Annotated in this window: 20 protein-coding genes; 8 read left to right on the top strand and 12 right to left on the bottom strand. The window is 68.2% G+C overall.

Translation table 11 applies throughout. The features are described from left to right. The first annotated feature begins 5 nt into the window (after positions 1 to 5). Complete coding sequence (locus tag JHL17_RS20315; RefSeq protein ID WP_200195810.1) at positions 6 to 215, top strand: hypothetical protein; 210 nt, start codon at positions 6 to 8, stop codon at positions 213 to 215. 182 nt (positions 216 to 397) lie between these two features. Here JHL17_RS20315 and JHL17_RS20320 read toward each other — a convergent pair whose 3' ends face one another. Beyond that, positions 398 to 1,357, bottom strand: a complete 960-nt coding sequence (locus JHL17_RS20320; RefSeq protein WP_200195812.1) for a YihY/virulence factor BrkB family protein — start codon at positions 1,355 to 1,357, stop codon at positions 398 to 400. A gap of 252 nt (positions 1,358 to 1,609) precedes the next feature. Between JHL17_RS20320 and JHL17_RS20325 the strand changes: the two genes are divergently transcribed. Next, positions 1,610 to 2,335, top strand: coding sequence for an aspartate/glutamate racemase family protein (locus JHL17_RS20325; RefSeq protein WP_345773844.1), 726 nt, complete (start codon positions 1,610 to 1,612; stop codon positions 2,333 to 2,335). Here JHL17_RS20325 and btsR read toward each other — a convergent pair. The 3 genes from btsR to JHL17_RS20340 form a co-directional block, all read right to left on the bottom strand. Beyond that, positions 2,310 to 3,026, bottom strand: a complete 717-nt coding sequence (btsR, locus tag JHL17_RS20330; protein ID WP_200195944.1) for a two-component system response regulator BtsR — start codon at positions 3,024 to 3,026, stop codon at positions 2,310 to 2,312. The genes JHL17_RS20325 and btsR overlap by 26 nt on opposite strands. A gap of 23 nt (positions 3,027 to 3,049) precedes the next feature. Beyond that, positions 3,050 to 4,756 (bottom strand): sensor histidine kinase, encoded by a 1,707-nt coding sequence (locus tag JHL17_RS20335; RefSeq protein WP_211113478.1) that lies wholly within the window; start codon positions 4,754 to 4,756, stop codon positions 3,050 to 3,052. A gap of 260 nt (positions 4,757 to 5,016) precedes the next feature. Further along, complete coding sequence (locus JHL17_RS20340) at positions 5,017 to 5,820, bottom strand: polysaccharide deacetylase family protein (RefSeq protein WP_200195814.1); 804 nt, start codon at positions 5,818 to 5,820, stop codon at positions 5,017 to 5,019. A 185-nt stretch (positions 5,821 to 6,005) separates the two neighbouring features. Between JHL17_RS20340 and JHL17_RS20345 the strand changes: the two genes are divergently transcribed. Together JHL17_RS20345 and JHL17_RS20350 are read left to right on the top strand one after the other, a co-directional pair. Then, positions 6,006 to 6,548, top strand: coding sequence for a Chromate resistance protein ChrB (locus JHL17_RS20345; protein ID WP_200195816.1), 543 nt, complete (start codon positions 6,006 to 6,008; stop codon positions 6,546 to 6,548). 1 nt (position 6,549) lies between these two features. After that, positions 6,550 to 7,782: an MFS transporter gene (locus JHL17_RS20350; RefSeq protein ID WP_200195818.1), complete on the top strand. Its 1,233-nt coding sequence runs from the start codon at positions 6,550 to 6,552 to the stop codon at positions 7,780 to 7,782. A gap of 78 nt (positions 7,783 to 7,860) precedes the next feature. Here JHL17_RS20350 and JHL17_RS20355 read toward each other — a convergent pair whose 3' ends face one another. The 3 genes from JHL17_RS20355 to JHL17_RS20365 all read right to left on the bottom strand — a co-directional run bounded on the left by JHL17_RS20355 (position 7,861) and on the right by JHL17_RS20365 (position 12,684). Then, positions 7,861 to 10,008 (bottom strand): TonB-dependent siderophore receptor, encoded by a 2,148-nt coding sequence (locus JHL17_RS20355; protein ID WP_200195820.1) that lies wholly within the window; start codon positions 10,006 to 10,008, stop codon positions 7,861 to 7,863. A gap of 487 nt (positions 10,009 to 10,495) precedes the next feature. Next, positions 10,496 to 11,149 carry an HAD family hydrolase gene (locus JHL17_RS20360; RefSeq protein ID WP_247893682.1) on the bottom strand — a complete coding sequence of 218 codons (654 nt, stop codon included), beginning with the start codon at positions 11,147 to 11,149 and terminating at the stop codon, positions 10,496 to 10,498. Between the two features lie 5 nt (positions 11,150 to 11,154). Then, complete coding sequence (locus JHL17_RS20365; protein ID WP_200195823.1) at positions 11,155 to 12,684, bottom strand: malonate--CoA ligase; 1,530 nt, start codon at positions 12,682 to 12,684, stop codon at positions 11,155 to 11,157. 377 nt (positions 12,685 to 13,061) lie between these two features. Here JHL17_RS20365 and JHL17_RS20370 point away from each other — a divergent pair, with 377 nt between their 5' ends. Both JHL17_RS20370 and JHL17_RS20375 read left to right on the top strand, forming a co-directional pair. Then, positions 13,062 to 16,076 (top strand): LodA/GoxA family CTQ-dependent oxidase, encoded by a 3,015-nt coding sequence (locus tag JHL17_RS20370; protein ID WP_200195825.1) that lies wholly within the window; start codon positions 13,062 to 13,064, stop codon positions 16,074 to 16,076. Continuing rightward, positions 16,073 to 17,218, top strand: a complete 1,146-nt coding sequence (locus JHL17_RS20375; RefSeq protein WP_200195827.1) for an NAD(P)/FAD-dependent oxidoreductase — start codon at positions 16,073 to 16,075, stop codon at positions 17,216 to 17,218. Before JHL17_RS20370 ends, JHL17_RS20375 begins: the two co-directional genes overlap by 4 nt. Before the next feature lie 115 nt (positions 17,219 to 17,333). Here the strand turns inward: JHL17_RS20375 and JHL17_RS20380 are convergent, their stop codons facing one another. Further along, on the bottom strand, positions 17,334 to 18,248 hold the full coding sequence (locus JHL17_RS20380; RefSeq protein WP_247893683.1) for a LysR family transcriptional regulator: 915 nt from the start codon (positions 18,246 to 18,248) through the stop codon (positions 17,334 to 17,336). A 108-nt stretch (positions 18,249 to 18,356) separates the two neighbouring features. On the opposite strand from JHL17_RS20380, the gene JHL17_RS20385 reads away from it, so the two are divergent. Further along, entirely contained in the window at positions 18,357 to 19,799 is a 1,443-nt protein-coding gene (locus JHL17_RS20385) for an aldehyde dehydrogenase family protein (protein WP_211113479.1), read from the top strand. Here the strand turns inward: JHL17_RS20385 and JHL17_RS20390 are convergent. The 4 genes from JHL17_RS20390 to JHL17_RS20405 form a co-directional block, all read right to left on the bottom strand. Next, entirely contained in the window at positions 19,796 to 20,722 is a 927-nt protein-coding gene (locus JHL17_RS20390; RefSeq protein WP_200195829.1) for a ParB/RepB/Spo0J family partition protein, read from the bottom strand. The genes JHL17_RS20385 and JHL17_RS20390 overlap by 4 nt on opposite strands. Next, positions 20,712 to 21,740 carry an AAA family ATPase gene (locus JHL17_RS20395; RefSeq protein WP_200195831.1) on the bottom strand — a complete coding sequence of 343 codons (1,029 nt, stop codon included), beginning with the start codon at positions 21,738 to 21,740 and terminating at the stop codon, positions 20,712 to 20,714. Before JHL17_RS20395 ends, JHL17_RS20390 begins: the two co-directional genes overlap by 11 nt. 128 nt (positions 21,741 to 21,868) lie before the next feature. Further along, a complete protein-coding gene (locus JHL17_RS20400) occupies positions 21,869 to 23,179 on the bottom strand; it encodes a hemolysin family protein (protein ID WP_200195833.1) in 1,311 nt (436 codons plus the stop codon). 291 nt (positions 23,180 to 23,470) lie between these two features. After that, on the bottom strand, positions 23,471 to 24,466 hold the full coding sequence (locus JHL17_RS20405) for a cation diffusion facilitator family transporter (protein ID WP_345773845.1): 996 nt from the start codon (positions 24,464 to 24,466) through the stop codon (positions 23,471 to 23,473). An 869-nt stretch (positions 24,467 to 25,335) separates the two neighbouring features. Here JHL17_RS20405 and JHL17_RS20410 point away from each other — a divergent pair. Continuing rightward, positions 25,336 to 26,265, top strand: a complete 930-nt coding sequence (locus JHL17_RS20410; protein ID WP_200195834.1) for a replication protein RepA — start codon at positions 25,336 to 25,338, stop codon at positions 26,263 to 26,265. The last annotated feature ends 144 nt before the right edge of the window (positions 26,266 to 26,409 follow it).

Consider the following 26,409-nt stretch of genomic DNA (forward strand, 5'->3'; position numbering starts at 1 on the left):
CGATCATGTCGCTCAAGCCGCAGACCATTCCGCCAGTGCCCGAGACGGCCGCGACCGTCGCGCGGGCCGCCTTTCCCAAAGGCACGGCCGTTCTCCGCCTCCGCGACGAGCTGGGGACGATTTGCCAGGACGAACTGTTCGCCACCGTGGACCCCGAGCGGGACCAGCCGGCGGCGGCGTCATGGCGGTTGGCCGAACCGCGAATCGTTGATTAGGGTGGGACGTCCCACAATGCCGGCTCCCGCCAGAGATCTCCGATGAACGCTCCCTGCCCCCGCACCTCCCTGCGCAAGATCCTCCAATCTCCGTCGCCTGTTCAATGACGATTCCTACGAGCGCTACCGCGAGGCCCAGGCCCGCCTCGCCCCCGATGAACCGCCGCTCGACCGCCGGGCCTTCAAGACCCGACAGATCCTGATGACCCTGGGACGCGGCTGCTGCGGGCGGTAGCCGGCTCTCCCGGACCGGGGCCAGGGCCGGGACCAGCTTCGGGCTTCAGGCCGGGCAGCCGCGCCCGGCTGCCGCTGCGTTCCGAATAGGCGCGGGTCAGTTCCGCCCCGAACAGGAAGATCACCGCCGAATAATAGACCCACAGCAGGATCAGCACGAAGGACCCTGCCGCGCCATAGACCGACACCACACCGCTGGTGGCGATGTAGAAGCCGATCAGGAACTTGCCCATCGCGAACAGGAAGGCGTTCACCGCTGCTCCCAGCCACACGTCGGCCCAGCGGATGTAGGTGTCGGGCAGGATGCGGTAGATCAGCGCGAACAGGCCGGTCAGCACCGTCCAGGACACCACCACGTCGACCAGCCACAAGAGCGACGGCATCGCCGGCAGGTAGCCTGCGGCCCAGTGGCCGGCCGCCGCCAAGCCGGCGCTGACCACCAGCGAGACGATCAGCAGGAAGCCGATGGCGCCGATCAGCGCCAGCGCCTTCAGCCGCACCCGCACCAGCCAGGTGATGGTCGATTCCTGCGGCGCCGCCACCCGCCAGATGCGGTTCAGCCCGGCCTGAAGCTCGACGAAGACGGTGGTGGCGCCGACCAGGATGGTGCCGATGCCGATGACGCTGGCGACGATCCCGGTCTCCCGCGCCCCGGCGCGCGCGATCAGGTCCTGCAGGGTCTGCCCGGCATCGTGCCCGACCAGCGCCGTCAGCTGGTCGACCAGCGCGCCGCGCGCCGCCTCGTCGCCGAACACCAGCCCGGCCAGCGCGATCACCAGGATCGCCAGCGGCGCCAGCGAGAAGATGGTGTAGAAGGCGATGGACGCCGCCATGCTCATCGCATCGTCGTTCATCCAGCCATAGGCCGCATCGACCACGATCGCCCATCCCCGCCGCACGCCGCCCATCGCCGCCCTCCCCGTCCCGGACCATTCCTCCGGTAACACCGGCGGCGGTCATTCGGTCATGCCGGGGGCCTCGGACGGCCGTTTCACCCTGCCCTACCCGCCCCCGCCGACCCGTGGTAGGAAGAAGGAGTCGGCGGACGGGATCCGCCGATCGGCCGCCGTTGAACGGTGAACAGCGGGCCGAAAACCGTTTCACGGCGTTCCAAACGTTCCATCCACGCACTTCATCCATCAAGCCAGGAGATCCGCCCGGTGTCGCAGAAGGTGATCGGCCTGATCGGGGGCATGAGCTGGGAAAGCTCCGCCGAATATTACCGCATCGTCAACGAAGGCGTCCGCGACCGGCTGGGCGGGCTGCGCTCGGCCCGCTGCCTGATGTGGTCCTTCGACTTCGCCGAGGTCGAGGCGCTGCAGCATGCCGGCCGCTGGGACGACGCCACCGCCCTGATGATCGACGCCGCCCGCCGGCTGGAGCGCGGCGGCGCCGACTTCCTGCTGATCTGCACCAACACCATGCACCGCATGGCGGCCGAGGTTCAGGCCGCCGTCGCCATCCCGCTGCTGCACATCGCCGACCCCACGGCCGAGCGCATCCGCTCCGCCGGCCACCGCCGCGTCGGGCTGCTCGGCACCGCCTTCACCATGGAACAGGACTTCTACAAGGGTCGGCTGGCAGAGCGGCATGGGCTGGAGGTGCTGGTCCCCGACGAGGCCGACCGCGCCATCGTCCACCGCATCATCTACGAGGAACTGGTGCAGGGCCGGGTCGACCCCGCCTCCCGCCAAGCCTACCGCGAGGTGATCGCCCGGCTGGTCGAGCGCGGCGCCGAGGCCGTCATCCTCGGCTGCACCGAGATCATGCTGCTGGTGAAGCCGGAGGACAGCGCCGTCCCGCTGTTCGACACCACCGCCATCCATGCCGAGGCGGCGGTGGAACTGGCCATCGCCGGCTTCACCCCATCCCCAGCCGCTCCTTGAGCGCTCCCAGGAAGCGCCGGCTGACCGGCACCGCATGGCCGCCGGTGGTCTGGATCTCCGCCAGCCCGCCATCGGCGAAGCGGATTTCCCGGATGCGCTCCGGGTTGACCAGATGCTGGCGGTGGCAGCGGAACAGCGGACTCTTCTCCTGGATGGTGTGGAGCGTCAGCTCGGTGAAGCGCTCCTGCCCGTCCTCCCCCACCACATAGACGCCGGCGGGGCGGGAGACGACATACTCGACATCGGCCAGCTTCATCAGGGTGATGCGGTTGACCCCGGTGCAGGGGATGTGGCGCAGCTCCGCCGCCCCCGGCAGGACGGAGACCTCCTGGGGCGCGCGCTGCCGGCGCAGGCGCTGCAGGGTCTTCTCCAGCCGCGCCGGATCGGCCGGCTTCAGCAGATAGTCGAAGGCATGCTCCTCGAAGGCCTGGACGGCATACTCGTCATGGGCGGTCAGGAAGACGATGCGCGGCATCCGCTCGGGATCGAGCATGCCCAGCATCTCCAGCCCGCTGACCCGCGGCATCTGGATGTCGAGGAAGACCACGTCGGGCGCCTGCCGGTTGATGGCGCCGATCGCCTCGATGGCGTTGGCGCATTCGCCGAGGATGCGGATGTCGGCGGCCTCCTCCAGCATCCGGCGCAGCTCCTCGCGCGCCAGCGGCTCGTCGTCGACGATCAGGACGGTCATGGCAGGAGAGATCATGGTCGCCATCATGCAGGCACGGGCTCTTCCAGCGGCAGGCGCAAAGTGACGCGGGTGGAGGCGTCGGGATCGCAGGCGACCGAGACGCCGTAGGCCTCGCCGTAGCGGTTGCGGATGCGGCGGTCGACGATGGTCATGCCCAGCCCGTCGCCGCCCGGCTTGGCCTCGTAGAGCCCGGCATTGTCCTCCACCGACAGCAGCAGGTCGCCGCCGTCGCGCCGGGCCGCGATGCGCACCCGGCCGTCGCCGAGAAGCTGCGCCGTGCCGTGCTTGATCGCGTTCTCGACCAGCGGCTGGAGCGAGAAGGCCGGCAGCCGGGCATGGCGAAGGTTGTCCGGCACCTCGATCTCCACCGCCAGCCGCCCGGTGAAGCGGGCCAGCTCGATCTGGAGATAGGCGCTGACATGCTCGACCTCGTCGGCCAGCGTCGCCATCTGGCTGGGGCGCTTCAGGTTCTTGCGGAAGAAGGTCGACAGGTTCTGCACCAGCTGCCGCGCCCGTTCCGGATCGTTGCGGATGACGGCGGAGATGGTGTTCAGCGCGTTGAACAGGAAATGCGGGTTCACCTGGGCATGCAGAAGCTTGATCTCCGACTGCGCCAACAGCGCCTTCTGCTGCTCGTACCGCCCGGCCAGGATCTGGTTGGACAGCAGCCGCGCCACGCCCTCCCCCAGCGTCCGGTTGATGGTGGAGAAGATCTTGGTGCGCGGCTCGTACAGCTTGATGGTGCCGATCACCCCGCCATCCTCGCCCACCAGCGGGATGACCAGCGCCGCCCCCAGCCGGCAGGCCGAGCTGATCGAGCAGCGATAGGCCACCTCGTTGCCGTCGGCATAGATGACCTGATTGCTGGCGATGGCCTGATGCGTCTGCGGCGAGCTGATCGGCGTGCCGGGCAGATGATGGTCGTCGCCGATGCCGATGAAGGCCAGCAGCTTCTCCCGGTCGGTGATGGCGACGGCGCCGACCCCGGTCTCCTCATAGATGATGCGGGCGACGCGGGTGCTATTCTCGCTGTTGAAGCCGCCGCGCAGCACGCCGTCGCAGCGCGCGGCGATCTTCAGCGCCTTGGCCGAAAAGGCACTGGACTGCTTCTCGTCCAGCACCCGGCGCTCCAGCAGGATGCGCATGAACAGCGCGGCCCCGACCGTGTTGGCGACGATCATCGGCGCCGCCACCACCTCGACCAGATGCAGCGCCGCCTCGAACGGCCGGGCCACCGCCAGGATGATCAGCATCTGCACCAGCTCGGCGACGAAGGTGACGGCGCCGACGCGCAGCGGGTTGAACAACGGCTCGATCCGGCCGTGGCGCACCATGTAGCGGTGGACCAGCCCGCCGATCAGCCCCTCCGCCATGGTGGAGATGGCACAGGCCAGCGCCGACATGCCACCCAGCGAATAGCGGTGCAGGCCGCCGGTCAGTCCGACCGCCAACCCCACCGAAGGCCCGCCGAAGATGCCGCCCAGCACCGCGCCGATGGCGCGGGTGTTGGCGATGGAATCATCGATGTGCAGGCCGAAATAGGTCCCCATGATGCAGAAGATCGAGAAGATCACGTAGCAGGCCAGCTTGTGCGGCCAGCGCACCGTCACATGGGTCAGCGGCAGGAACAGCGGCGTCCGGCTCAGCAGATACGCGATCACCAGATAGACGCACATCTGCTGAAGCAGGGAGAGGACCAGGGTGAAGGGTTCGATGGGTATGACGGGCATGGCGGTATTCCCGGCGGCGGCCTCGGTGAACCGGCCCCGCTCAGCGCCATCCTACACCGGCGGGCTCCCGCCGCCGATGGGACATCCTTGCATGCCTCCGGTCATGCCTCCCGATGCCTCTTGAGGCCGGGAAGATCCCCTCTCCCCCCCGGGGAGAGGGTTAGGGTGAGGGGGTCGCGCGGCAGGATTTTCGGGAAAGGCATGCAGTGCATCCCCCTCACCCCGACCCTCTCCCCGGGGGGAGAGGGAGCTGGTAGTGCTCAGTGCCGACGCGGGGCCGGATGCAGCAGCGCCAGTTCCGGGGTCACCGACTGGCGCATCGCCGCCTCCCATTCGCTCATGGTGACGAAGCGCAGGCCGCGCCGCTCCCCCTCCTCCAGGATCGCCGGCAGCGCCGCGACGGTCGCCGCCTTGGTGCTGTGCATCAGCACGACGGCGCCCGGCGCCAGCCGTTCGACGATGCGGTGGCGGATCACGTCGGGACCGGTGTCCTTCCAGTCCTGGCTGTCGGCGGTCCACAGCACCGTCGCCATGCCGTGATGGCGTGCCAGCGCCGCCAGCGCGCCGTCGACGTCGCCGTAGGGCGGGCGAAACCATGCCGCCTGCACGCCGACCGATGCCAGGGCCTTTTCCGCCTGCGCCAGGTTCCACTCGCGCTCTGTCGGCTTCAAGTCGGTGGTCATCGGGTGGGTCTGGGTGTGGCTGCCGACCTCGTTGCCGGACGCCGCCACCAGCCTGGCGATCCCGTGATGCTCCGGGATCTTGGCGCCGATGTAGAAGAAGGTCGCCTTCGCCCCATGCGCCCGCAGGATGTCGAGGATCTGCGGATCGTTGGCGTCCGGCCCGTCGTCGATGGTCAGCGCCACCACCTTCGCCGCCGGCAGGGTCAAATCCACCTGGGCGAGGTCGAGATCCGATCCGGGGATCAGATGCTCGGTCACGAAGGGAGCCGCACCATGGGTGGCGGCATAGCTGCGCTGCCCGGCCGGCACGGCGGACGGCAGGACGAATAGGGCGGCCGCCAGCCCCAGCGGCAGGACGGCACGGCGGAACAGGGTCATCATCGCGGAAACACTTGGGCAGAGGTCGGCGCCGCTCCTCCCCTCGAAAGGGGCAGGTTCGGCAGAGGACCGAGCTTTGCGCCCGCCCGCCGCGATGGACAAGCGATTTATTGCGGACCTGCGAGGGGGGCACGTTGACGGAGATCTCGCTTGGTTATATGTAACGATGGTTACAGCAACGGTGCAACATGGTCGTCCTGTCCTGGCTACTCCTGACTTACAAGGTTCCGCCCGAACCATCGGCCAAGCGCATCGCGTTGTGGCGGAAGCTGAAGGGGATGGGGGCGATCTATCTGCAAAACGGCGTCTGCCTTCTGCCGAAAACCGACGACCACGTCCGTCGGCTGAAGATGCTGGAGAACGATGTGACCACGATGGGCGGCGAAGCCGTGATTCTGGAAACGGCCGCGCTCGACCGAGCCCAGGAGGAGAAGGTGACCGCCCGCTTCAAGGCGGATCGCGACGAGCAGTACCGTGAGTTCCTGGGCCGTTGCGCCGACTTCGAGGCGGAGATCGCCAAGGAGATCGCCATTGAAAAATTCACCTACGCGGAGCTCGAGGAGGAGGACACGGATCTCAAGAAACTCCAGGGCTGGCTGGAGAAGATCCGGAAGCTCGACTTCTACGGCGCCGACCTCGCCGGGGAAGCCGCGGCGCGCTTGCGTGCCTGCGAGACGTTGCTCGACAGCTACGCCCGGCGCGTGTTCGATGCCCATGACGAGAACAGGTGAGATGACCCGTCAGGACAAGGCCGGTACGGCCGCACCGGAGACACCCGGAGCAGCCGCGGCGCACCGGGGCATCCCGACCGGCGTGTGGGCGCTCGGCTTTGTGTCCATGCTGATGGACATCTCCTCCGAGATGATCCACGCGCTTCTGCCGGTCTACATGGTGACTGTGCTAGGCACCTCGACGCTGGCCGTCGGCATCATCGAAGGCATCGCCGAGGCCACCGCATCGATCACGAAGGTCTTTTCCGGGGTGCTCAGCGACTGGCTCGGCAGGCGCAAGCTCCTGGCCGTCCTCGGCTACGGGCTCGCCGCCCTCACCAAACCGGTCTTCCCCTTGGCGGCCTCGCTTGAGTGGGTCGTCGCCGCCCGTTTTATCGACCGGATTGGCAAAGGCATCCGCGGGGCACCGCGCGACGCACTGGTCGCCGACCTTGCCCCGGCGCATCTGCGCGGAGCCTGCTTTGGCCTGCGTCAGTCGCTCGACACGATCGGTGCCTTTGCCGGCCCGCTTCTCGCCATCGGACTGATGTGGCTGACGGCCGACCATTTCCAGGCGGTCTTCTGGATCGCCGTCATCCCGGCCATCCTGTCGGTGGGAGTGATATTGTTCGCCGTGACGGAACCGGAGCGAACAAAGGAACTGCGCCGGGTCCGCCTGCCGCTTCATCGCGACGAACTCGGCCGCCTGGACGCGGCCTACTGGCGGGTGGTGGCGGTGGCGGCCATATTCACCCTCGCCCGCTTCAGCGAAGCCTTCCTCATCCTGCGCGCCCAGTCGCTCGGCCTGCCGCTCGCCTTGGTTCCGATCGTGCTGGTGATCATGGGTCTCGCCTACGCGCTGTCGGCCTATCCGGTCGGCGTCCTCTCCGACCGCGTCAATCGCGTGACCCTCCTGACCCTGGGCTTGGTCGTGCTGATCCTCGCCGATGTCGTGCTGGCCTTTGCATCCGGCTTCGCAGGCCTCGGCCTCGGCGTCGCGCTTTGGGGGCTGCACATGGGCTTCACGCAGGGGCTGCTGGCGACGCTCGTCGCCGAGGCCGCGCCAGCGGAGCTGCGCGGCACGGCGTTCGGCCTGTTCAATATGATCACCGGCTTGTCCCTGCTGCTGGCCAGCGTCGTCGCGGGTGCGCTGTGGGATGCGACCGGCCCGCAGGGGACCTTTCTCGCCGGCGCCGGCTTCGCGGCAATCGCCATCGCCGGCCTACTGCTCGTCGGCGGCCGCCCGAGGCGCTGAGATTGTGGGCCGGTGCCCCGATCTCGGGCCGCCACACCTGCGGGGGGAGACGCCCCCCGCAGGTCCCGAAACCGGCTCTTACAGCTTCGCCCGCAGGGTCAGCAGCACGGTGCGCGGCTCGCCATAGATGTTGCCCGATTGAGGCGTGCCGACACGCTGGTAATAGCTGCGGTCGAACAGGTTCTTGACGTTGACCGCCGCCGTGACCTTCTCGGTCACGTCATAACCGACGCGGGCGTCCACCGTCGCATAGCCGCCCTGGGTCAGGCGGGCATAATTCAGCGACGGGAACTCGTTGTACATCGAGGTCTGGGCGGTCACGCCGCCGCCGACGCTCAGCCGGTCGTCGATGCTCTCCGGCAGGCGGTAGTTGGTCCACAGCTTGACCTGATGCGTCGGCGCGATGGCGGTGAAGGCGCTGCCGGAGTTGGCGCTGCTGTCCAGGCTCTTGGCCCGGGTGAAGGTGTAGCCGGCATAGGCGTCCCAGCCCGGCAGGATCTCGCCGGAAACGTCCAGCTCGAAACCGCGGCTCTGCGCCTTGCCGCTGGAGATGTAGATCGACTGGTTGGGGAAGCGCGGGTCGGACTGCGGCCGGTTCTCCTCCTCGATGTGGAAGACCGACGCGGTGGCGTGCAGGCGCCCGCCGAAATAGTCGGCCTTGACGCCGGCCTCGTACTGCCGCCCCTTCAGCGGCTCCAGCACCTTGCCCGACGCATCCACGAAGGATTGCGACTGGTACATCTGCGTCACGCTGGTGTAGAGCGCATAGGTGGAGTTGACGTCGTAGACGAGGCCGGCATAGGGCGTGACCTTGCCGCGCACCGACGCGCTGCTTTCCGCGGTGCCGGCGAGCCGGTCGGCATCCACCTTGGTCTGCCACCAGTTCATCCGCCCGCCGACGATCAGCTTCAGCGGCTCGGCCAGCTTCAGGCGCAGGACGCCATAGGTGCCCCAGCTGTCGGTGGTGGTCCTGGTGTCCCTCTGCCAGTCCCGCCAAGCCGGTTCGGGCGCCGAGGCGTCGGGCGAGAAGATGTTCTGCGTCACCGACCATGTGCCGACCGGATTGGCCGCGCGGTGGCGGAAGGTCCACCGCTCGTAGTTGGCGCCGACCACCGCCTCGTGGGTCCGTCCGAACAGCCCGAAATTGCCGCTGGCCGACAGGTCGGCGCCGATCTGATCCTGGTCGTAGCGGACCTTCTGGGCGTAGAGCGTCGTCCGGTTGACCCCCGGCGTGACCGGCGAATAGGCGTAGGCCATCTTCCGGTCCATCTCATTGTCGATGTAATGGGTGGCCAGCTTCACCGCCCAGCCATTGTCGAACCGGTGCTCCAGATCGGCGAAGCCGCCCTTGGTGGTGAAGACATCCTCGTTCCACGTCTCGCCCAGCGAGGTCGAGCGGTCGACGTCGAGCAGCCGCAACTGCGCCTGCCCGCCCACCACCGAGGCATAGCCCGGCAGGTTCCAGGCACCCTGGTAGCTCATGCGCTGATACCAGGCGCCGGCGGTCAGGGTGGTGTCGGGGGTCAGGTCGGCGGCGATGCTGCCATAGGCCACCGCCCGGTCCTGTTTCGTCCAGTCCTGAAAGCCGTTGCGGTCCTGATAGGCGCCGACGAAGCGGCCGCGCAGGCTGCCGGACTGGTTCAGCGGCCCGGTGATGTCGCCTTCGCCGCGGTAATTGGCATAGGAACCGGCGGTCAGCTCGCCATAGCCTTCCAGCGTCTTCTTCGGCGTCTTGCGGACGAGATTGATGGCGCCGCCCGGACCGCCCATGCCGTTCAGCAGCCCGGCCGGTCCCTTCAGCACCTCCACCCGCTCATACATCGCCAGATCGGGCGAGGCGAAGATGCGGCTGTCCAGCGTGGTCGGCACGCCGTCGAACTGCAGGTTCGTCATCTCGAAGCCGCGCGAGTAGAACTGCAGGCGGTTGCCGTCGATCGGCTCCACCGTGACGCCCGGCGTCTGCTTCATGGCGTCTTCGAGCGTGATGAGCTTCTGCTCCTCGATGCGCTCGCGCGGCACCGTGGTGACGGTCTGCGGCACCTCGCGCGGGGCGAGCGGCAGCTTGGAGCCGACGCTGGTCGGCGGGTTGGCGTCGCGCTGGCGCTCGGCGCTGACGTCGATCGCCGGCAGGGTCATCGATCCGGACGACGCCGCGCTCCCGGAAGCGCTTCCATTGCCGGACGTCGTCGCTTGCGCCAAGGCGGCGACCGGCAGCAGCAGGGCCACGGCCGCGACCGACGCCGACAGGACAACCCGCCCCCTGCTCCGCCCCCCGAAGCATCCAGACTGCCCGATTTCCCTCATTCCGATGATCCCCCACTCGTCACTGTACCGATGTCGATTTGCCCATTGATTGGCGATGCTCCCCCCGTCGGCGTCCCAACACCGTTCCAGTGCCGGGAACAGACGGCTCTGAAATGCAATTAATAATTATTAGCATTTGATGGCCGTCCGTTCCTTCGCTGGATCGTTTTCATGGCAAGCCTGCCGGAGCGATCACGCTCCGCCTTTCTGCATAGTGATATTGATAGTTATTCTCAAGTTGATTTGCAAAATGCCGGTCGTGGCACCGTGGCAGAGAGGGAACTCCGCCCTCTCCTTCCACGAGATCGGCAACCGTGGTCGTCCAGCCCGCCAATCGGCGCGTGACGGAGCCGCATCGCGCCGACGCTCCATGACGCGACCGGCCAACCACTCGTCAACGCAGTAGGATCTACAGCGCCGCCAGCGCCGCCGGCAGTTCATGCAGGTTGGCGATGGTGAGCGTCGCGTCAGGAAAGGGGTGTTTGCCGAACGCGTCGCGCACGCCGACGAAGGCCAGCGACAGCTCCGACGCCGCCGCGTAATCCTGCACGGCATCGCCGACGAAGGCCACGCGCTCCCGCCGGAAGCCATGATGGGCCAGCAGCATAGCCGCCGTTTCCGCCTTGCGTGGCGGACTGCCATGCACCGACACGAAGCGGTCGCCCATGCCCCGACCGGCGACGATCCGCAGCATCTCCTCGTGCGGCGTCGCCGAGATGACGAACAGGGATGGCCGGCCGGCATGCGCGGCGAGGAAATCCGCCGCGCCGGGGATCTCGGCGCAGGCGATCACCGCCTGCTCGACCGCCAAGGCGAAATCCTCGACCAGCCGGTCCAGCCGCTCCTCCGCAATGTCACGTCCGAGCACCTCGCGTTCGAAGCGCATCAGCTTCTCCCGCCGCGGCATGCCGCCGTTGGCGCGATGATAGGCGCGGATGGCATCCTGCACCTCCGGCCCCTCGTCGGCGTAGAGCGTGACGAAGGCCTCCCCCTTCAGGCCGTTGGAATCGGCCAGCACGCCGTCGAAGTCGAAAATGATCGCGTCCCAGCGTTGATGCAGCATGCCGCTCATCTCCCGAACCTGTCCTTGTACGTCTCGCGCAGCAGGGCCTTCTGTACCTTGCCCATGGCGTTGCGCGGAAGCTCGTCGACGAAGGCCACCGCCTTCGGCACCTTGAAGTTCGCCAGCTGCTCCTTGCAGGCGCCGATCACCGCCGCCTCGTCCACCGTCCCGCCAGCCCTCCGCGGCCGCTTCAGCACCACCGCCATCACCGCCTCGCCGAAGTCCGGATGCGGAATGCCGATCACCGCCGATTCCACCACCCCGTCGATGGCGTCGATCACCGTCTCGACCTCCTTGGGGTAGACGTTGAAGCCGCCGGAGATCACCAGATCCTTGGCCCGGCCGATGATGTGGACATAGCCGCGCGCGTCGATCCGGCCGACATCGCCGGTGATGAACCAGCCGCCGGGCCGGATTTCCTGCGCCGTCTTCTCCGGCATCCGCCAATAGCCGGAAAATACGTTCGGCCCCTTCACCTCCAGCACGCCGACATCGCCATCCGGCACCGGCTCCCCCGTCTTCTCGTCGGCGACCCGCACCGACACCTTGGGCAGCGGGAAGCCGACGGTGCCGGGAATGCGGTCGCCGTCCAGCGGGTTGGAGGTCAGCATCCCGGTCTCGGTCATGCCGTAGCGTTCCAGGATGGCGTGGCCGGTGCGCTCGCGGAATTCCCGGTGGGTGTCGGCCAGCAGCGGGGCGGAACCGGAGATGAACAGCCGCATATGCGCCGCCGCCGCCGGCGTCAGCCGTGGGTCGGCCAGCAGGCGGGTGTAGAAGGTCGGTACCCCCATCATCACCGTCGCCCGCGGCAGCAGGCGGAACACGGCGTCCGCGTCGAACCTGGGCAGGAACAGCATGCCGCTGCCGTTCATCAGCACGCAGTTGGTGGCGACGAACAGGCCATGGGTGTGGAAGATCGGCAGGGCGTGCAGCAGCACGTCGTCCGGCCGGAACCCCCAGATGCGGTGCAAGGTCGCGGCGTTGGAAGACAGGTTGCGGTGGCTCAGCATCGCTCCCTTAGACCGCCCGGTGGTGCCGGAGGTGTAGAGGATCGCCGCCAGATCGTCCGCCGCGCAGGGCACCGTGTCGAACGCCGGGTCCAGCCCCGCCGCCCGCTCAGCCAGGCTGCCATCGCCATCGCCGCCCAGGGTCAGCAGCGCGCCCACTCCGGCAGCCCTTGCGGTCTCGGCCAACGCCGCCTCGCTGGCCGGCGTGCAGACGAACACCTTCGGCTCCGCATCGCCGAGGAAATAGCCGACCTCCGCCTTGGTATAGGCGGTGTTCAGCGGCAGATAGGCCGCCCCGGCGCGCAAGCAGGCGAGATAGAGGAAAACCGCCTCGGGAGACTTCTCCACCTGCACCGCCACGCGGTCGCCCTTGGCGACGCCCAATCCGGTCAGCAGCCGGGCATAACGGCCGCTGATCTCCATCAGGTCGCCATAGCTGTAGCGGCGGCCGGACTCCAACTCGATGAAGGAGGTGTCGGCATCGGCGGGAAAGCGCGCGGCGACGATGTCGAAGAAGTTGTCGGTCATTCTCATCGGATCCCTGCGGAACGGTCCGCCCATCATACACGGCCGGCAGGCAGGAGCGAGCAGGGCAGGGGTCAAGAGGGGCGGGGATTGTGGGACGTCCCACATGGCCGCCGAACCGCCAGCCGATCCCCGGCAGGCATCGGCACAATGAACAAATCCCTTCCTTTACCAACCCATGGAAAGCGTCGTCACAATTCACTCTCCGAAAGTCACAGATTGTGAAATTGGCTGATTATTTGCGGTGGAAACTCCTGAACTGCTCGCGTAAGCACGATGGAAGGAACGGGAAAAACACGAACGCAGAACAACCTGCCACCCCTTCCCCGCTTACCCACCCGCCCCGGCAGCGCCGCCGGACGAACCAGGAGACGGAGCGAATGACGGCCAGCGACCCCACCAAGAGTCCCCCCTGCTTCGACTGCGCGACCAACGCCACCCAGCGGCTGGACGAGATGTTCATCGCCATGGGCCAGATGAAGCGGATCGCGCTGGGCCAGAAGCCGGCGGAACGCGCGGTGTTCCGCAAGCTGCACGGCGTTGCCCACGGCCGTCTGGTGATGGACCCGAACCGGCCGGAATCGTTGCGCGTCGGCGTCTTCGCCAGGGACGACCTGACGGCCTGGATGCGCTTTTCCAGCGACACCGGCCCGACCTCGCCCGATCTCGGCTCCACGCTCGGCATCGGGCTGAAGCTCTGGGGTGTCGACGGGGTCAACGCCCTGGGCGAAGAGGGCGATGTCGCTGACTTCATCATGCAGAACTACCCGGTCTTCTTCGTCGACGATGCGGAGGAGATGTGCGAGTTCACCTATGCCGGTGTGGTCCTGAAGGATTATCCCGGCTATCTCGCCAAACATCCGAAGACCGACGGCATCCTGAACGCCATGTCGGCCCAGGTGGACGGCAGCGTGCTGACCACCCAATACTGGGCGATCCTGCCCTTCGACTTCGGCCCCGACCATTACGCCAAATACTCCCTGGTGCCGGAGACGCCGCCGCCCGGCCATCCGGCGGTCAACGTGCCCACGGACGACAAGAACTATCTCGCCACCGACCTCGCCAACCGGCTGCTGGACGACGAATACCGCTTCACCTTCCTGGTGCAGGTGGTGCCGAAGAGCGCCGGCTATCCGCTCGACAAGGCGACGCAGGAATGGCCGACCGACCAGTATCCCTACCAGCGGGTGGCGACGCTGGTCCTGCACCGGCAGGATGTCTGCGCGCCGGGCCAGGGCGACTATGGGCAGGAGCTGGCCTTCAACATCTGGCGCACGCCGGTGGAACAGGCGCCGCAGGGCAGCATCGCCGCGGTGCGCAAGCTCGTCTACAACCACGGCGCCGCCGTCCGCCATCAGGCCAACGGCCAGCCGCTGGAACAGCCGACGCAGCCGCGCGACCAGGCGCCGCCGCCGCCCAGGGAAGACACCTGCATCGTCAAGGCGGTGATCCATCCCGCCATCGGCGTCGCCCGCGTCGGCAATGCGCCGAAAGGCCATGTCGTCGGTCCCGAGGTGCCGAACCCGGAACCGGCGGTCGTCGGCGACGATCCGGCGCGCAACCCCTACCGCGACGCCGAAGGCCGGCTCCTGCCGCAGGCGGCGCGCTTCCGCATCTATGGCGTCGATGCCATGGGCCGCATCGTCCGCGAGCTGACCGCGGCGGACAGCGGGGCGGACATCACCTGGAAGGTCCATCTCGCCAACCGGAAATCGGCCTGGTACGGCTTTCAGCTCGCGCTCGACATCCCCGAGGCGGCGTCGGTCGATCCCACCACGCTGCGCAACCCGACGGTCACCGACCGCGAGGCGCTGGTGCTCGATGCCGGCGAGCACGAGATCCATGCCGGCCATGGCAAGCAGAGCCGCAAGCTGGTCGCCGGCAAGTTCATGCATCAGGGTGAGCCGGTCTATCTCGGCCGCATGTGGTGCGAGGAGGGCGACCACCGCCTGCTGGTCACCGGTGGTCGGGGCTTTTCCTCCTCCTGCAACGGCACCAAGGCGATCACCTTCGGCAACAACGAAGGCTGGCACGACGACGTGTCGGACGGGCCGGTCGATGCCGTCGTCACGCTGAACGGCATGGAGCTGCCGGTCACCCCGGCCTGGATCGTGGTCGCCCCGCCCAATTACGGGCCGCAGCGCAAGTCGGTCCGCACCATGTGGGACCTGATGCGCGACGTGGCGATCCAGGCGGGCACCCTGCCCAAGCCGGCGCGCCCCTCCTTCACCCGCGACATCTACCCGGTGTTCGAGCGGATGACCGGGCTGCAATGGGTCAATGCCGGCTTCGCCGCCGGGTTCGGCTGGAATTCCGCCAACGACTTCACCAGGCCGGAGTGGATCGCGCGGCTCAGCGACCGCAGCCTCGCCAACCAGGAAACCCGGCGGGTGCTGAAGAACTCCTTCCGCCACGACGCGGTGGACAGCTGGTCGCCGATGCCCTGGCCTTGGGTCTATGGCGACGCGATGAGCATCCCGCCGGCCCCGACGCCGCGCCAGTACACGTCGCTGACCCAGACGCAGCTCGGATTCCTCGACCAGTGGGTCGCCGGAGATTTCGAGGACGACTGGGGCAAGGTCCCGGTCTACACCGCGTTCGATCAGGTTCCGCTGGAAGAGCAGGGCGAGGTGCTGACCAAGGCCGCGCTGGACTTCTGCCTCGCCGACGCCTTCCATCCCGGCTGCGAGATGACGTGGCCGGTCCGCGCCTCCAGCATGTACATGGAGCCGTTCCGCTTCGCCCATGCGCCCAAGGGCTGGGTGGAACCGGGCATGGGCGCCATCCTGTCCAGCGATACCGTGACCATCCCCAACGGCCCGCTCTATGGCCAGCTTCCCGGCGGCATCACCCGCTGGATGGCGGTGCCGTGGCAGACCGACACGGCAAGCTGCCGCTCGGGCTACGATTCCAGCTACGATCCCAACGTCCCCACCTTCTGGCCGGCCCGCGTCCCCAACGAGGTGCTGACCAGGGAGAATTACCGGATCGTGATGGATGCCGACCAGCCGCCCCAGGTGCGTCTGGCCGCCTTCGCCAACCGGGCCGCCTGGATCGCGCCGCTGGGCACCACCAGCTACACCGACCAGATCAACAACATGATCCATCACTTCGACCATCTCGGCGTGGTCGAGGTCCATTCCGGCCCGACCGATCCGGAGGGGGCCAAGCTGTTCCCGCCGCTGATCGAGGTGGAGGACCGGCATATCCTCATCCCCGACGTCGATGACACGGTCGATACCAAGGCAGGGACCAAGGCGGTCCGAGCCGCCCACCGCACCCTGGCGTCCAGGGCGCCGGCCGCCTCGGGCAGCGCTGCCGGGCTGCGGGCGACCCAGCCGGTGGACATCAGCCGGATCGACAAGGTCCGCCGCTTCCCGCGCGGGCTGCGTTGACACTGACGGGTGTGGTCGAGGCGGATGCGGTCGTAATCGGGGCCGGCCCCGCCGGGGCCGCCTTCGCCCTCAACCTCGCACCGCTGCACCGGGTGCTGGTGCTGGACCGGCGGGACGGCCCCGCTGTCCGCATCGGCGAATCGCTGGCCCCGGCGGCGCGCCGGCTGCTGACCGACATGGGGCTGTGGGAGGCCTTCCTGGCCGAAGGCCATTCCCCCTGCCATGGCGGCCGGTCGGTCTGGGGCGGGCCGCTGCCGGTCGAGGCCGACAATTTGCGCGACCTCGACGGGCCGGGCTGGCATCTCGACCGCGGCCGGTTCGACGGCTGGCTGCGCCGGGTGGCGGCCTCGCGGGGCGCCGCCCTGCTGGTCCCGGCCCAGCCGCTGTCGGTGACCCGCAACGGTGACGGTTGGCTGCTGGAGGTGGAAAATGCTGGCCGCCGCTTCCCCGTCCGCACCCGCCTGCTGGTCGATGCCGGAGGGCGCGGCTCGCCGCTGGCCAAGCGATTCGGCGCCCGGCGGACGGTGTCGGACCGGTTGGTCTGCGGCTGGGTCCACGGCCGGGACGCTCCCGGCCGCCAGTCCGGCCTGACCTGGATCGAGGCGGAACCGGACGGCTGGTGGTACAGCGCCCCGCTGCCCGCCAGCCGCCGGGTGGTCGCCTTCCACACCGACGCCGACCTCCCCGCTGCGGCCGATGCCCGCGACGTCGGACAGCTTCTGCGCCGGCTGTCCGGCTGCAACGTGCTTGCGGGATCGCTACGCGCCTGCGGCTTCGAACCGGACGGGCAGGGGGAGGGGAGGGGCGGTTTCTGCGCCGCCCACAGCAGCACCCTGTCCCCCACCTCGGGCGACGGCTGGCTGGCGGTCGGCGACGCCGCCCTGGGCTTCGACCCGCTGTCGTCGCAGGGCCTCTTCAATGCGCTCTACACCGGTCTGGCCGCCGCGGAGGCCGCCGACCGCCACCTGTCCGGCGATCCCGGCGCGCTGCCCGGCTATGCCGCAAGCCTGGCTCCGATCCGCGACGCCTACCGCGCCCACCTGCACGCTTGGTACGGGCTGGAACGCCGCTGGCAAGACCGCCCCTTCTGGAGCCGCCGGCTGACATTCCCCCTCTCCCCCCCGGGGAGAGGGTCGGGGTGAGGGGGATCCGCTTCGAGGATCTCTTCGGCTGCGCCGAACCCCCTCATCCTAACCTTCTCCCCAGGGGGGAGAAGGAACTGTGGGACGTCCCACATCGCCCCCTATCGCCCGCCCCCTATCGCCCACCCCCGAGTTCCCGCACCAGATCCACCAGCGCCCGCAGCCCCGGCGGCAGATGGCGCCGGCCCGGATAATAGAGGCACAGTCCAGGGAACGGCGGCGTCCAGTCCTCCAGCACGCGCAGCAGACGGCCGGCGGCGATGTCTTCGGCGACATGCCACTCGGCGAGATACCCCACCCCCAGCCCCGCCCGGACCGCGTCGAGCATCAGAAGCGGATCGTCGAGGATCAGCGGGCCGCTGCCGTCGATGGCGACCGTCTCGCCATGGCGTTCGAACTCCCAGCGATAGAGGCCGCCGCTCGGCAGGCGGCTGCGGATGCAGCGATGCCGGGCAAGGTCGCCCGGCGTCACCGGCAGGGGGCGGCCAGCGAAATAGTCCGGCGTTCCGACGACCGCGAAGCGCAGGTCGGGACCGAGCGGGATGGCGATCATGTCCTGTGGAACCTGCTCCGCCAACCGGATGCCGGCATCGAAGCCTTCCAGCACGACATCGACCAGCTTCCCTTCGGTGACGATGTCCACCGTCATCGCGGGATAGCGGCGCAGAAATTCCAGGATGACCGGCTTCATGATCATCCGCGCCGCACCGGCCGAACCGTTGATCCGCAGCGTTCCGGTGGGCGTCGCCCGGTGGTCGCCCAGCCGGTCGATGGCCGCGCGGATGTCGCGCAGGGCAGGGGCGGTGTCGGCAACGAACTGCTCCCCCGCCTGGGTCAGGGCGACGCTGCGTGTCGTGCGGTGGAACAGCCGCACCCCCAGCCGCTCCTCCAACGCCGCGATGGCATGGCTGAGCGCCGACCGCGACATTCCGAGTTCGACCGCGGCGGCCCGGAAACCGCGGTGACGGGCGACGGCCTGCACGGCCTCCAGTTCCGCCACCCCCGGAATCACCAGCCCGCTGCTTGCCATTGTCCCGGTCCATTCACCGATTCATGCAGGATTGTCCATCTTATCACCCGACGGACCCCATGCCACCTGGATGGGCAGACACCCACAGGCCATTCAGTGAGACCCGTCATGCCCCACGAAGACATCCTCGACATCGACACCATCTATATCGACGGCCGCTTCGTCACCCCCCATGGAACCGAGCTGTTCGATCTGCACAACCCGGCGACTGGCGCCGTGACCGGTCGTGTCCGCCTCGCCGACGAAGAGGACGCACGCGCCGCCATCGCCGCCGCCAAACGGGCCTTCCCAGCCTTTTCCCGGACCGACAAGGCGGGGCGGATCGCGATGCTGCAGCGGATGGCCGATGCCGTCGCCGAGCGGCGCGGCGACTTGCTCGATGCCATAATCGACGAATACGGCGCTCCGGTCTCGCGCGCCGCCTTCATGGCCGATCACCCGGTCAACGTCCTGCGCGAGGCCGCCGACCTGCTGGCCGACTATCCCTTTGTCCGGCGGATGGGTACGGCCGAAGTCAGCATGGAGCCGCTCGGCGTCGCCGGGCTGATCACGCCGTGGAACAGCGACGCCGGCTTCATCTGCGGCAAGCTCGCCACCGCCATCGCCGCCGGCTGCACCGCGGTGATCAAGCCCAGCGAGATGAGCGCCCGCCAGACGCGGATCGTCACCGAGGCCCTGCATGCCGCCGGCTTGGCCCCCGGCCTGTTCAACATCGTCACCGGCCGCGGCGACCGGGTGGGGGCGGCGATCTCCAGCCATGCGGATGTCGCCAAGATCTCCTTCACCGGCTCCACCGCCACCGGCAAGGCGATCCTGCGCGCGGCGGTCGACACGCTGAAGCGGGTGACGCTGGAGCTGGGCGGCAAGTCGCCGACCGTCATCCTCGACGACGCCGACCTGTCCCGGGCGATCCCGCTGGCGGTGAGCGCCGCCTTCATGAACAGCGGTCAGGCCTGCATTGCCGGCACCCGCCTGCTCGCCCCGCGCAGCCGGCTTGCCGAGATCGAGTCTTTGGCCAAGGCGGCGGTCGAGACGGTGCGCGCCGGGGATCCGCGCGATCCCGAAACCACCGTCGGCCCGATGGTCAGCCGGACCCAGTGGGAGCGGGTCCAGCGCTACATCCGCATCGGAATGGAGGAGGGCGCAGTCCTGCTGGCCGGCGGGGAAGGGCGGCCGGAGGGACAAAGCGTCGGCGGCTGGTTCGTGCGGCCGACCCTGTTCACCGCCGTCCGCAACGACATGACCATCGCGCGCGAGGAGATCTTCGGCCCGGTCCTCTCCATCATCCCCTATGGGGACGAGGAGGAGGCGGTCGCCATCGCCAACGACACCATCTATGGCCTTCAGGCCTATGTGCTGTCGGGCGACACCGCCCGCGCCCGCCGCGTGGCGGACCGCATCGTTGCCGGCCGGGTGCTGATCAACAGCCTGGCCCACGACCCGAAGGCCCCCTTCGGCGGCTTCAAGCAGTCCGGCATCGGCCGCGAGTACGGCAGCTTCGGCTTGGACGCCTTCCTGGAGCCCAAGACGCTGCTGGGAGAGGGCGTCTAGTTGCCCTCCTCCCCATCGAGGATCGCATCGATCTCGGCCCGCAGCCGCACCAGCCGGTCGCGGTTGTCGGGGTCGAGGTAGCGGCGCTGCTCGCGCACCACGGCGACGTCGCGCAGGATGCGCTTCACGCTGGCCTGCAGGCTCCGCACCGCCTCCTTCGCATCCGCGTCCCCGGCCGTGTCCTCCTGCGGAGCGTCGGCATCGGCACCGCCCTTGGCATGGTCGCGCTTGGCCTGCCGCACCGCCTTGACGCTGGCGCCCTCCTTGGCGCGCTCCCACAGCCGGTCCTGCAGCTCGGCCGGGGCGGCGGCGATCTCGATCATCACGGAACGGGAGACATGGGCGAACTCGGTCGCATACTCCTCCCGGATCTCTCCCGGCAGGCCCATGATCGCCAGCAGCTTGGTCACGTCGGTGCGGTCGCGCCCGACCACGGCGGCCAGCTCGTCATGGGTGTAGCCGTGCTTGTCGATCAGCCGGGCCAGCGCCGCCGCATATTCCACCGCATTCAGGTCGACGCGCTGGACATTGTCGATCAGCCCGATCTCGTCCGGGTCGCCGGAGGTCAGGATGGCGAAGACCGTCTTGCGGCCCAGCATCTCGTGCGCGCGCACCCGCCGCTCGCCGCCGATCAGCAGATACTCGCCCTGGGGCAGCGGGCGCACCAGGATCGGGTTCTGAAGCCCGTGCCGCTCGATGGAGGAGGCGAGGCTGCGCAGCTCCGCCTCGTCGAAATGGCGGCGCGGCTGATCGGGGTTGCGGTGGACGCGGGCGAGGTCCAGCTCCACCACGTGCGGGAAGCCGGCCGAGGTGCCGAACAGCCGGTCGGTGCCCACCGTCAGCCCGCCGCCCATCGCGGCGCCGCCCGGCTCGGCGGCGGTTCCCAGCAGTTCGCGGGTCTTGCGTTCGAACTTACGCGACATGCGACGTCTCCCGGTTCTGGGCATAGGCGCGGATCTGGCGCGCCACCTCGCGGAAGGTCTCGGCCCCCGGCGCCTTGGGATCGCCGGCCAGCGTGATCATGCCGGCGGCGGCGGCCTTGCCATAGACGGTGGCACGCGGGATCGGGTCGAAGACCGGCACCTGACCGGCGTAGGATTCGTGCAGTTCCTGCAACGTCGCGCGGTCCTGGGTCAGCCGGTCGTTGTACATGGTCGGAATGATGCCGGCGATGCGCAGGGCCGGGTTCACCCGGCGGCGGATGCGGCCGATGGTGTCGATCAGCCGCTTGACGCCCAGCAGAGCCAGCGCCTCCGTCTGCACCGGCACCACCACCAGCTCGGCCGCCGACAGGGCGTTGGCGGTCACCAGCCCCAGGTTGGGCGCGCAGTCCATCACCACGTAATCGTAGGAGTGGCGCACCTCGTCCAGCTTCTCGCGCAGGATCAGCCCGCCGGTGGAATCGGCCGCCAGCTCGACGTCGGCATCGGCCAGCGACAGCCCGGCCGGCGCCAGGTCCAGCCCGCTCTCCGTCGTCGGCATGATGACCGAGGTCAGCGGCTCTTCCGACCGCAGGACGTAATAAAGTGTCTTGCGCTGCTGCTCCAAAGCGACGATGGCGGCGTTGCCGATGCCGACATGGACGGTGGCGTTGCTCTGCGAATCGCAGTCGATCAGCAGCACCCGCGCCCCGCCCTCGGTCAGGGCGTAGGCGAGGTTGACGGCGGTCGCCGTCTTGCCGACGCCGCCCTTCTGGTTGGCGACGGCCAGATATGTGGCGACCCGCGGCCGCTCGTCCGCCTTGTGGCGGGTCAGGAAATCGACGAGCTGCTGCGGGATCCGTTCTGCCCCGCTTTCCCAGCGGCTGATCCGCGCCTTGGTATAGCTGCGGCCGAGCTGCCCATTCAGCCATTCGGCGAACTGCGTCTGGTTCTCGCCGCGGCGCTCGCGCAGCTGGCGCATGTCGTCGCCCCCGCTCCCCATCGACAGCACTCCCGTCATTCCCCCGGACTCCGGCCCCCCGTCGGCGGCCGCGCGGAGTCTGAGCAAGTTGCCGGAACTTTGTCAATGGAGCCCGTGCGGAGTTGCAACAACAGATGCAACCCCGCCCCATCGCCCGGCCGCGGGTCTCACCCCCCGGTTTCGTCCGGCTGCTCGACCCTGGGCATCACCAGCACCTTGTCGATGCGGCGTCCGTCCATGTCGACCACTTCGAAGCGGACGCCGTTCCAGTCGAAGATCTCGCCCGCCTGCGGCACATGGCCCAGCCGGTGCAGAACCAACCCCGCCACCGTGTGGAAGTCCCCCGCATCGCGCAGTCCGCGCACGCCGACAATGTCCTCGAACTCGTCCACCGGCATCCAGCCCTCGACAAGCCAGGAGCCGTCCTCGCGCCGGATCGCCGCGGTCTCCACCGCCTCGCCGGCCTCCGGCAGGTCGCCGGCGATGATCTCGAGGATGTCAGTCAGGGTGACCAGCCCCTCGATGCTGCCATACTCGTCGACCACCATCGCCAGATGGTGGCCCGAGTTCTTCATCAGGTCGAGCAGCTTCAGGATCGGCGTGCCGTCATGCACCACCAGCGGCTTGGCGGCTCCGGCCTCCAGGTCGAAGGGGCGGCCCTGGACGACGGCGCCCAGCAGGTCGCGGGTGTGGACGACGCCGACCAGCTCGTCGAGCGTGCCGCGGCACACCGGATAGCGCGAATGCCCGAAGCTGCGGATCGCCTCCAGCAGCTCGGCCTGCGGCTTGCCCAGGTCGAGCCAGGCGACGTCCGGGCGGGGGACCATGATGCTGCGCACCGAACGGTCGGCCAGCCGCAGCACGCCGTCGATCATCTCCTTCTCGGCCGGGGCGAAGACCCCGGTCTGGGTGCCTTCGGAGATCATCGAGCGGACCTCCTCCTCGGTGACCGTCTCCTCGCGGGCGCCATGCAGGCCAAGCAGCCGCAGCAGCAGGTCGGTCGAGGCGCCGAGCAGCCAGACGAAGGGGCCGGCGATGCGGGACAGCATGCGCATCGGCGGCGCGATCAGGGCGGCGACCCGCTCCGGGTTCTTCAGGGCGATGCGCTTCGGGATCAGCTCGCCCAGCACGATGGACAGATAGGTGATGACCACCAGCACGCCGCCGACGCCGAGGATCTCGCCGTTCCCGGCCAGAACGGGGAAGCCCTCCAGCCACTGGCCCAGCCGGTCGCCCAGCGTGGCGCCGCCATAGGCGCCGGCGACGACGCCGACCAGGGTGATGCCGATCTGGACGGTGCTGAGAAAGCGGCTCGGCTCCTCGATCAGCCGTAGCGCCGTCCGGGCGCCGCGGTCGCCCTGGTCGGCCAGATGCTGGAGCCGGGCCTTGCGCGAGGAGACGACGGCCAGTTCGGACATGGCGAACACCCCGTTGAGGAGCGTCAACGCGACGATGATGGCGATCTCAAACGAGAGCATCCAAGGATTCCCTGAAAGAATGAGCATGAGTCATCGCGCGGCCGGCGCCCGGTGGCGCCCCGCGTTCGACAGGACCAGTGAGGAAAGGAGAGCCGGCAGCGTAAAGCGCGTCAGGCATCGGCCGCCCAGGGCCGCATGATAACGACCGGATCGTCCATGCAGAAAGATGGGGATACGCCGCGGACGACCGAAAATTCGGTCCCCCGCGGCCACCTGGGGCCGCTTGGCGAAGAGTTCATCGGGTCCCCGCCTGCCGGGCAGGGTTGCTCCATCCTGATTGCGCGCTGCCGGTCAAGTGGTGTGGGCTCGGCTGTTTGCAAGGTTCGCCGGTTCGCCCGCCGCCCTCACCTCGGTGAAGACGCGCCGGATCTCGGGAAACCGCTCCTTCACCCGCCGTTCGATGCGGGCCAGCGCCTGCTCCACCTGCCCGGCGCTGACCTCGTCCCGCACATCTACGCTGAGATTGACGATCACCACCTTCGGGCCGAGATGGATGGTCAGCACCTCGTTCACGTGGTCGACGGCGTGTTCCTCCCGCACCAGGGCGCGCACCCCGCGCACCAAGTCGGGACTGGCGGCCTCGCCGATCAGCAGGCTCTTGGTCTCATAGGCGAGGAAGCCGGCGGTGGCCGCCAGCACCAGCCCGATCAGCACCGAGCCGACGCCGTCATAGACCGGCTGGTCCAGCAGCAGGTCGGCCGACAGGCAGGCGGCGGCGATGACGAGGCCGACCAGGGCGGCGCTGTCCTCGAACAGCACGATGAAGACGGTCGGATCCTTGCTGGCATGGACGGTCTCGAACACGCCGGCCTCGCCGCGGTCGGCATTGAAGGCCCGCAGCGCCACCACCCAGCTGATCCCCTCCATCACGAGGGCGACGCCCAGCACGACGAAGTTGATCCAGGCCTGCTCGACCGGCTGCGGATGCAGGATTTTCTCCACCCCTTCATAGAGGGAGACCACCGCACCGCCGGCGAAGATCACCAGCGCCACGACGAAGGTCCAGAAATACAGCTCGCGCGCATAGCCGAAGGGGTGGCGTTCGTCGGGCGGCTTCTTCGACCGCTTCAGCCCGACCAGCATCAGCGCCTCGTTCCCGGTGTCGACCAGGGAATGGACCGCCTCGCTCAGCATCGATGCACTGCCGGTGAGGAGCGCCGCGATGAATTTGGTGACGGTGATCGCCAGATTGGCCGCGATGGCGGCGAAGACGACCTTTCCCGATTCCCGGTCTTCTTCTTCTGCCCCCGACGCCGCTCCCATCGATCCCGCCGTTTGCCGCGCCATGGCGTCTCCTCCCCCCATCAGGCCTCAGGGCAAGACAACTCCCGCGCGGTCGGCCTGTTCCCTGCCGGCGGGACTCCTGAACCTTGGTGACGCTCCCCGGGCGGAACGACCGTCCCGGATTTGAACTTTGGTGACGCACGCAGCCCGACCGACTCGGCATGACTCCTGAACTTTGGTGACGCCAAGGTGCCGCGGAGCCGTCCATGGCCTTGAACTTTGGTGACGCCCAGGCGCCGCCCGGCACCCCGAATCGACTCGAACGGGCGTTTGAACTTTGGTGACGCCTGGGCAATCCCGGTCAATGATGAGCCGCGTGACGAGCCTCCACGCATGGCGGAGTCATTCCCGCGAAGACAGGAATCCAGAGAATTCAATCGCTTATCCGCCAATTTCCCCGGATGCCCGTCTTCGCGGGGGTAACGGGAAGTCCACCCTGTCCAATGGCCCGCAGCCCGGGCCACCGACCCGCCTCCTCTCGCAGGCCTGAAACGCCACCCATCGCGCCTGCTGGAATCCTTGAACTTTGGTGACGCCCCGTAGGGTCCGTCATCCCGATTCTCGCCGAATCGACAAGCCGAGCGTCACCAAGGTTCAAATCGTCAGGCACTCCACCGGCGCGATTCGTCCACAGGCCGCCGATTCTCCCCCATGAACTCTGGTGACGCCTGCCTTGAACTCTGGTGACGCGACTCGGAGTTATCCCCTGAACCTTGGTGACGAATCTAATAGTTGGTTCCAAATAGCTTCCAATTAGCCTGCGTCACCAAGGTTCAAATTGCCTTCGGCGCGATCCGGGGTGTTGTATCTGGCAGGTTCGGTCACTGGACGGTCACAGCACCGTCACGGTGGGCCAAAAGCTGGAGGTCGGCATGGGCAGCATTCATCGTTTGATCGAGACTCACGGACGAGACGGCGCGCTGGCACTCGTTTCGGACGAGGAACGGCCGCTGATCGACATCGCCGCCGCGGTCCAGGCCGCGGAAAATGGCAAGCTCGGCATCACTTACGCCGGATTCTGCCAGACCGCACTGCCACATCGCCAGCTTCCCGACGACCAGCATTGGGAACGGCCGGGCCACAAGGTGAAGCTGGTGATCCAGCCCGGCGTGATCGAGGACCGCAACGGCGTCACCCGCCGAATCGGCGTTCCCTATGGCAGCCGGGCGCGCATGATCCTGCTCTATCTGCAGACCCGCTCCATCCAGACCGGCAATCCGGAGGTGGAGCTGGGCGGTTCCATGCATGACTGGCTGAAACGCATGGACATCCCGATCTGCGGCAAGGCCTATCGCGACGTGGAGGATCAGGCCGCAAGGCTATCCGCCTGCCACCTGACCTTCTTCACCGACGCCGACGGCGGCCGGCGGCAGAGCAAGGAATCGATCGTCGCCGACGCCATCCAGCTGCGCCGTCCCGACGACCGCCAGGGAACCCTGTTCACCGAGACGGTCCGGCTGAGCGACAGCTTCTTCAAGGCCCTGCGCGAACATCCGGTGCCGGTGGCGGAAGAGGCGCTGAAAGCGATCAGTGGCAAGTCGATGGCGCTCGACGTCTATATCTGGCTCGCCTACCGCCTCCATTCGCTGGACAAGCCGACGCCGATCACCTGGGCGGCCCTGCACGGCCAGTTCGGCGCCGGCTACGCCCTGGTGCGCCAGTTCAAGACCAAGTTCATCCCGAATCTGAAATACGCCATGGCCGCCTACCCGGACGCCCGGGTCGAGGAATCGGGGGAAGGGCTGATCCTCTACCCGTCGCGTCCGCCGATCAGCGAGCGGGCGATGGCGCGCATCGCCTGATACGCGCCTGATACGCGCCTGGATCTTGCCGCTGAATCCCGGCGCTGAACTTTGGTGACGCCGATCTTCTGGAATCCTGAACTCTGGTGACGCTTCCATCCGCCAGACGCCCGTCACCAGAGTTCAAGCGGGTTCTCTCCAGCG

Source organism: Azospirillum endophyticum, assembly GCF_016595245.1.
Taxonomy (GTDB): Bacteria; Pseudomonadota; Alphaproteobacteria; order Azospirillales; family Azospirillaceae; genus Azospirillum; species Azospirillum endophyticum.

What these genes read in the sequence shown, in the direction of transcription:
- btsR (WP_200195944.1), bottom strand. Translation starts at nt 3,026, where the DNA reads ATGACCGTCCTGATCGTCGACGACGAGCCGCTGGCGCGCGAGGAGCTG.
- JHL17_RS20340 (WP_200195814.1), bottom strand. Translation starts at nt 5,820, where the DNA reads ATGATGACCCTGTTCCGCCGTGCCGTCCTGCCGCTGGGGCTGGCGGCC.
- JHL17_RS20345 (WP_200195816.1), top strand. Translation starts at nt 6,006, where the DNA reads ATGGTCGTCCTGTCCTGGCTACTCCTGACTTACAAGGTTCCGCCCGAA.
- JHL17_RS20370 (WP_200195825.1), top strand. Translation starts at nt 13,062, where the DNA reads ATGACGGCCAGCGACCCCACCAAGAGTCCCCCCTGCTTCGACTGCGCG.
- JHL17_RS20320 (WP_200195812.1), bottom strand. Translation starts at nt 1,357, where the DNA reads ATGGGCGGCGTGCGGCGGGGATGGGCGATCGTGGTCGATGCGGCCTAT.
- JHL17_RS20400 (WP_200195833.1), bottom strand. Translation starts at nt 23,179, where the DNA reads ATGCTCTCGTTTGAGATCGCCATCATCGTCGCGTTGACGCTCCTCAAC.
- JHL17_RS20380 (WP_247893683.1), bottom strand. Translation starts at nt 18,248, where the DNA reads ATGGCAAGCAGCGGGCTGGTGATTCCGGGGGTGGCGGAACTGGAGGCC.
- JHL17_RS20405 (WP_345773845.1), bottom strand. Translation starts at nt 24,466, where the DNA reads ATGGCGCGGCAAACGGCGGGATCGATGGGAGCGGCGTCGGGGGCAGAA.
- JHL17_RS20395 (WP_200195831.1), bottom strand. Translation starts at nt 21,740, where the DNA reads ATGACGGGAGTGCTGTCGATGGGGAGCGGGGGCGACGACATGCGCCAG.
- JHL17_RS20365 (WP_200195823.1), bottom strand. Translation starts at nt 12,684, where the DNA reads ATGACCGACAACTTCTTCGACATCGTCGCCGCGCGCTTTCCCGCCGAT.
- JHL17_RS20385 (WP_211113479.1), top strand. Translation starts at nt 18,357, where the DNA reads ATGCCCCACGAAGACATCCTCGACATCGACACCATCTATATCGACGGC.
- JHL17_RS20410 (WP_200195834.1), top strand. Translation starts at nt 25,336, where the DNA reads ATGGGCAGCATTCATCGTTTGATCGAGACTCACGGACGAGACGGCGCG.
- JHL17_RS20315 (WP_200195810.1), top strand. Translation starts at nt 6, where the DNA reads ATGTCGCTCAAGCCGCAGACCATTCCGCCAGTGCCCGAGACGGCCGCG.
- JHL17_RS20350 (WP_200195818.1), top strand. Translation starts at nt 6,550, where the DNA reads ATGACCCGTCAGGACAAGGCCGGTACGGCCGCACCGGAGACACCCGGA.
- JHL17_RS20360 (WP_247893682.1), bottom strand. Translation starts at nt 11,149, where the DNA reads ATGCTGCATCAACGCTGGGACGCGATCATTTTCGACTTCGACGGCGTG.
- JHL17_RS20335 (WP_211113478.1), bottom strand. Translation starts at nt 4,756, where the DNA reads ATGCCCGTCATACCCATCGAACCCTTCACCCTGGTCCTCTCCCTGCTT.
- JHL17_RS20390 (WP_200195829.1), bottom strand. Translation starts at nt 20,722, where the DNA reads ATGTCGCGTAAGTTCGAACGCAAGACCCGCGAACTGCTGGGAACCGCC.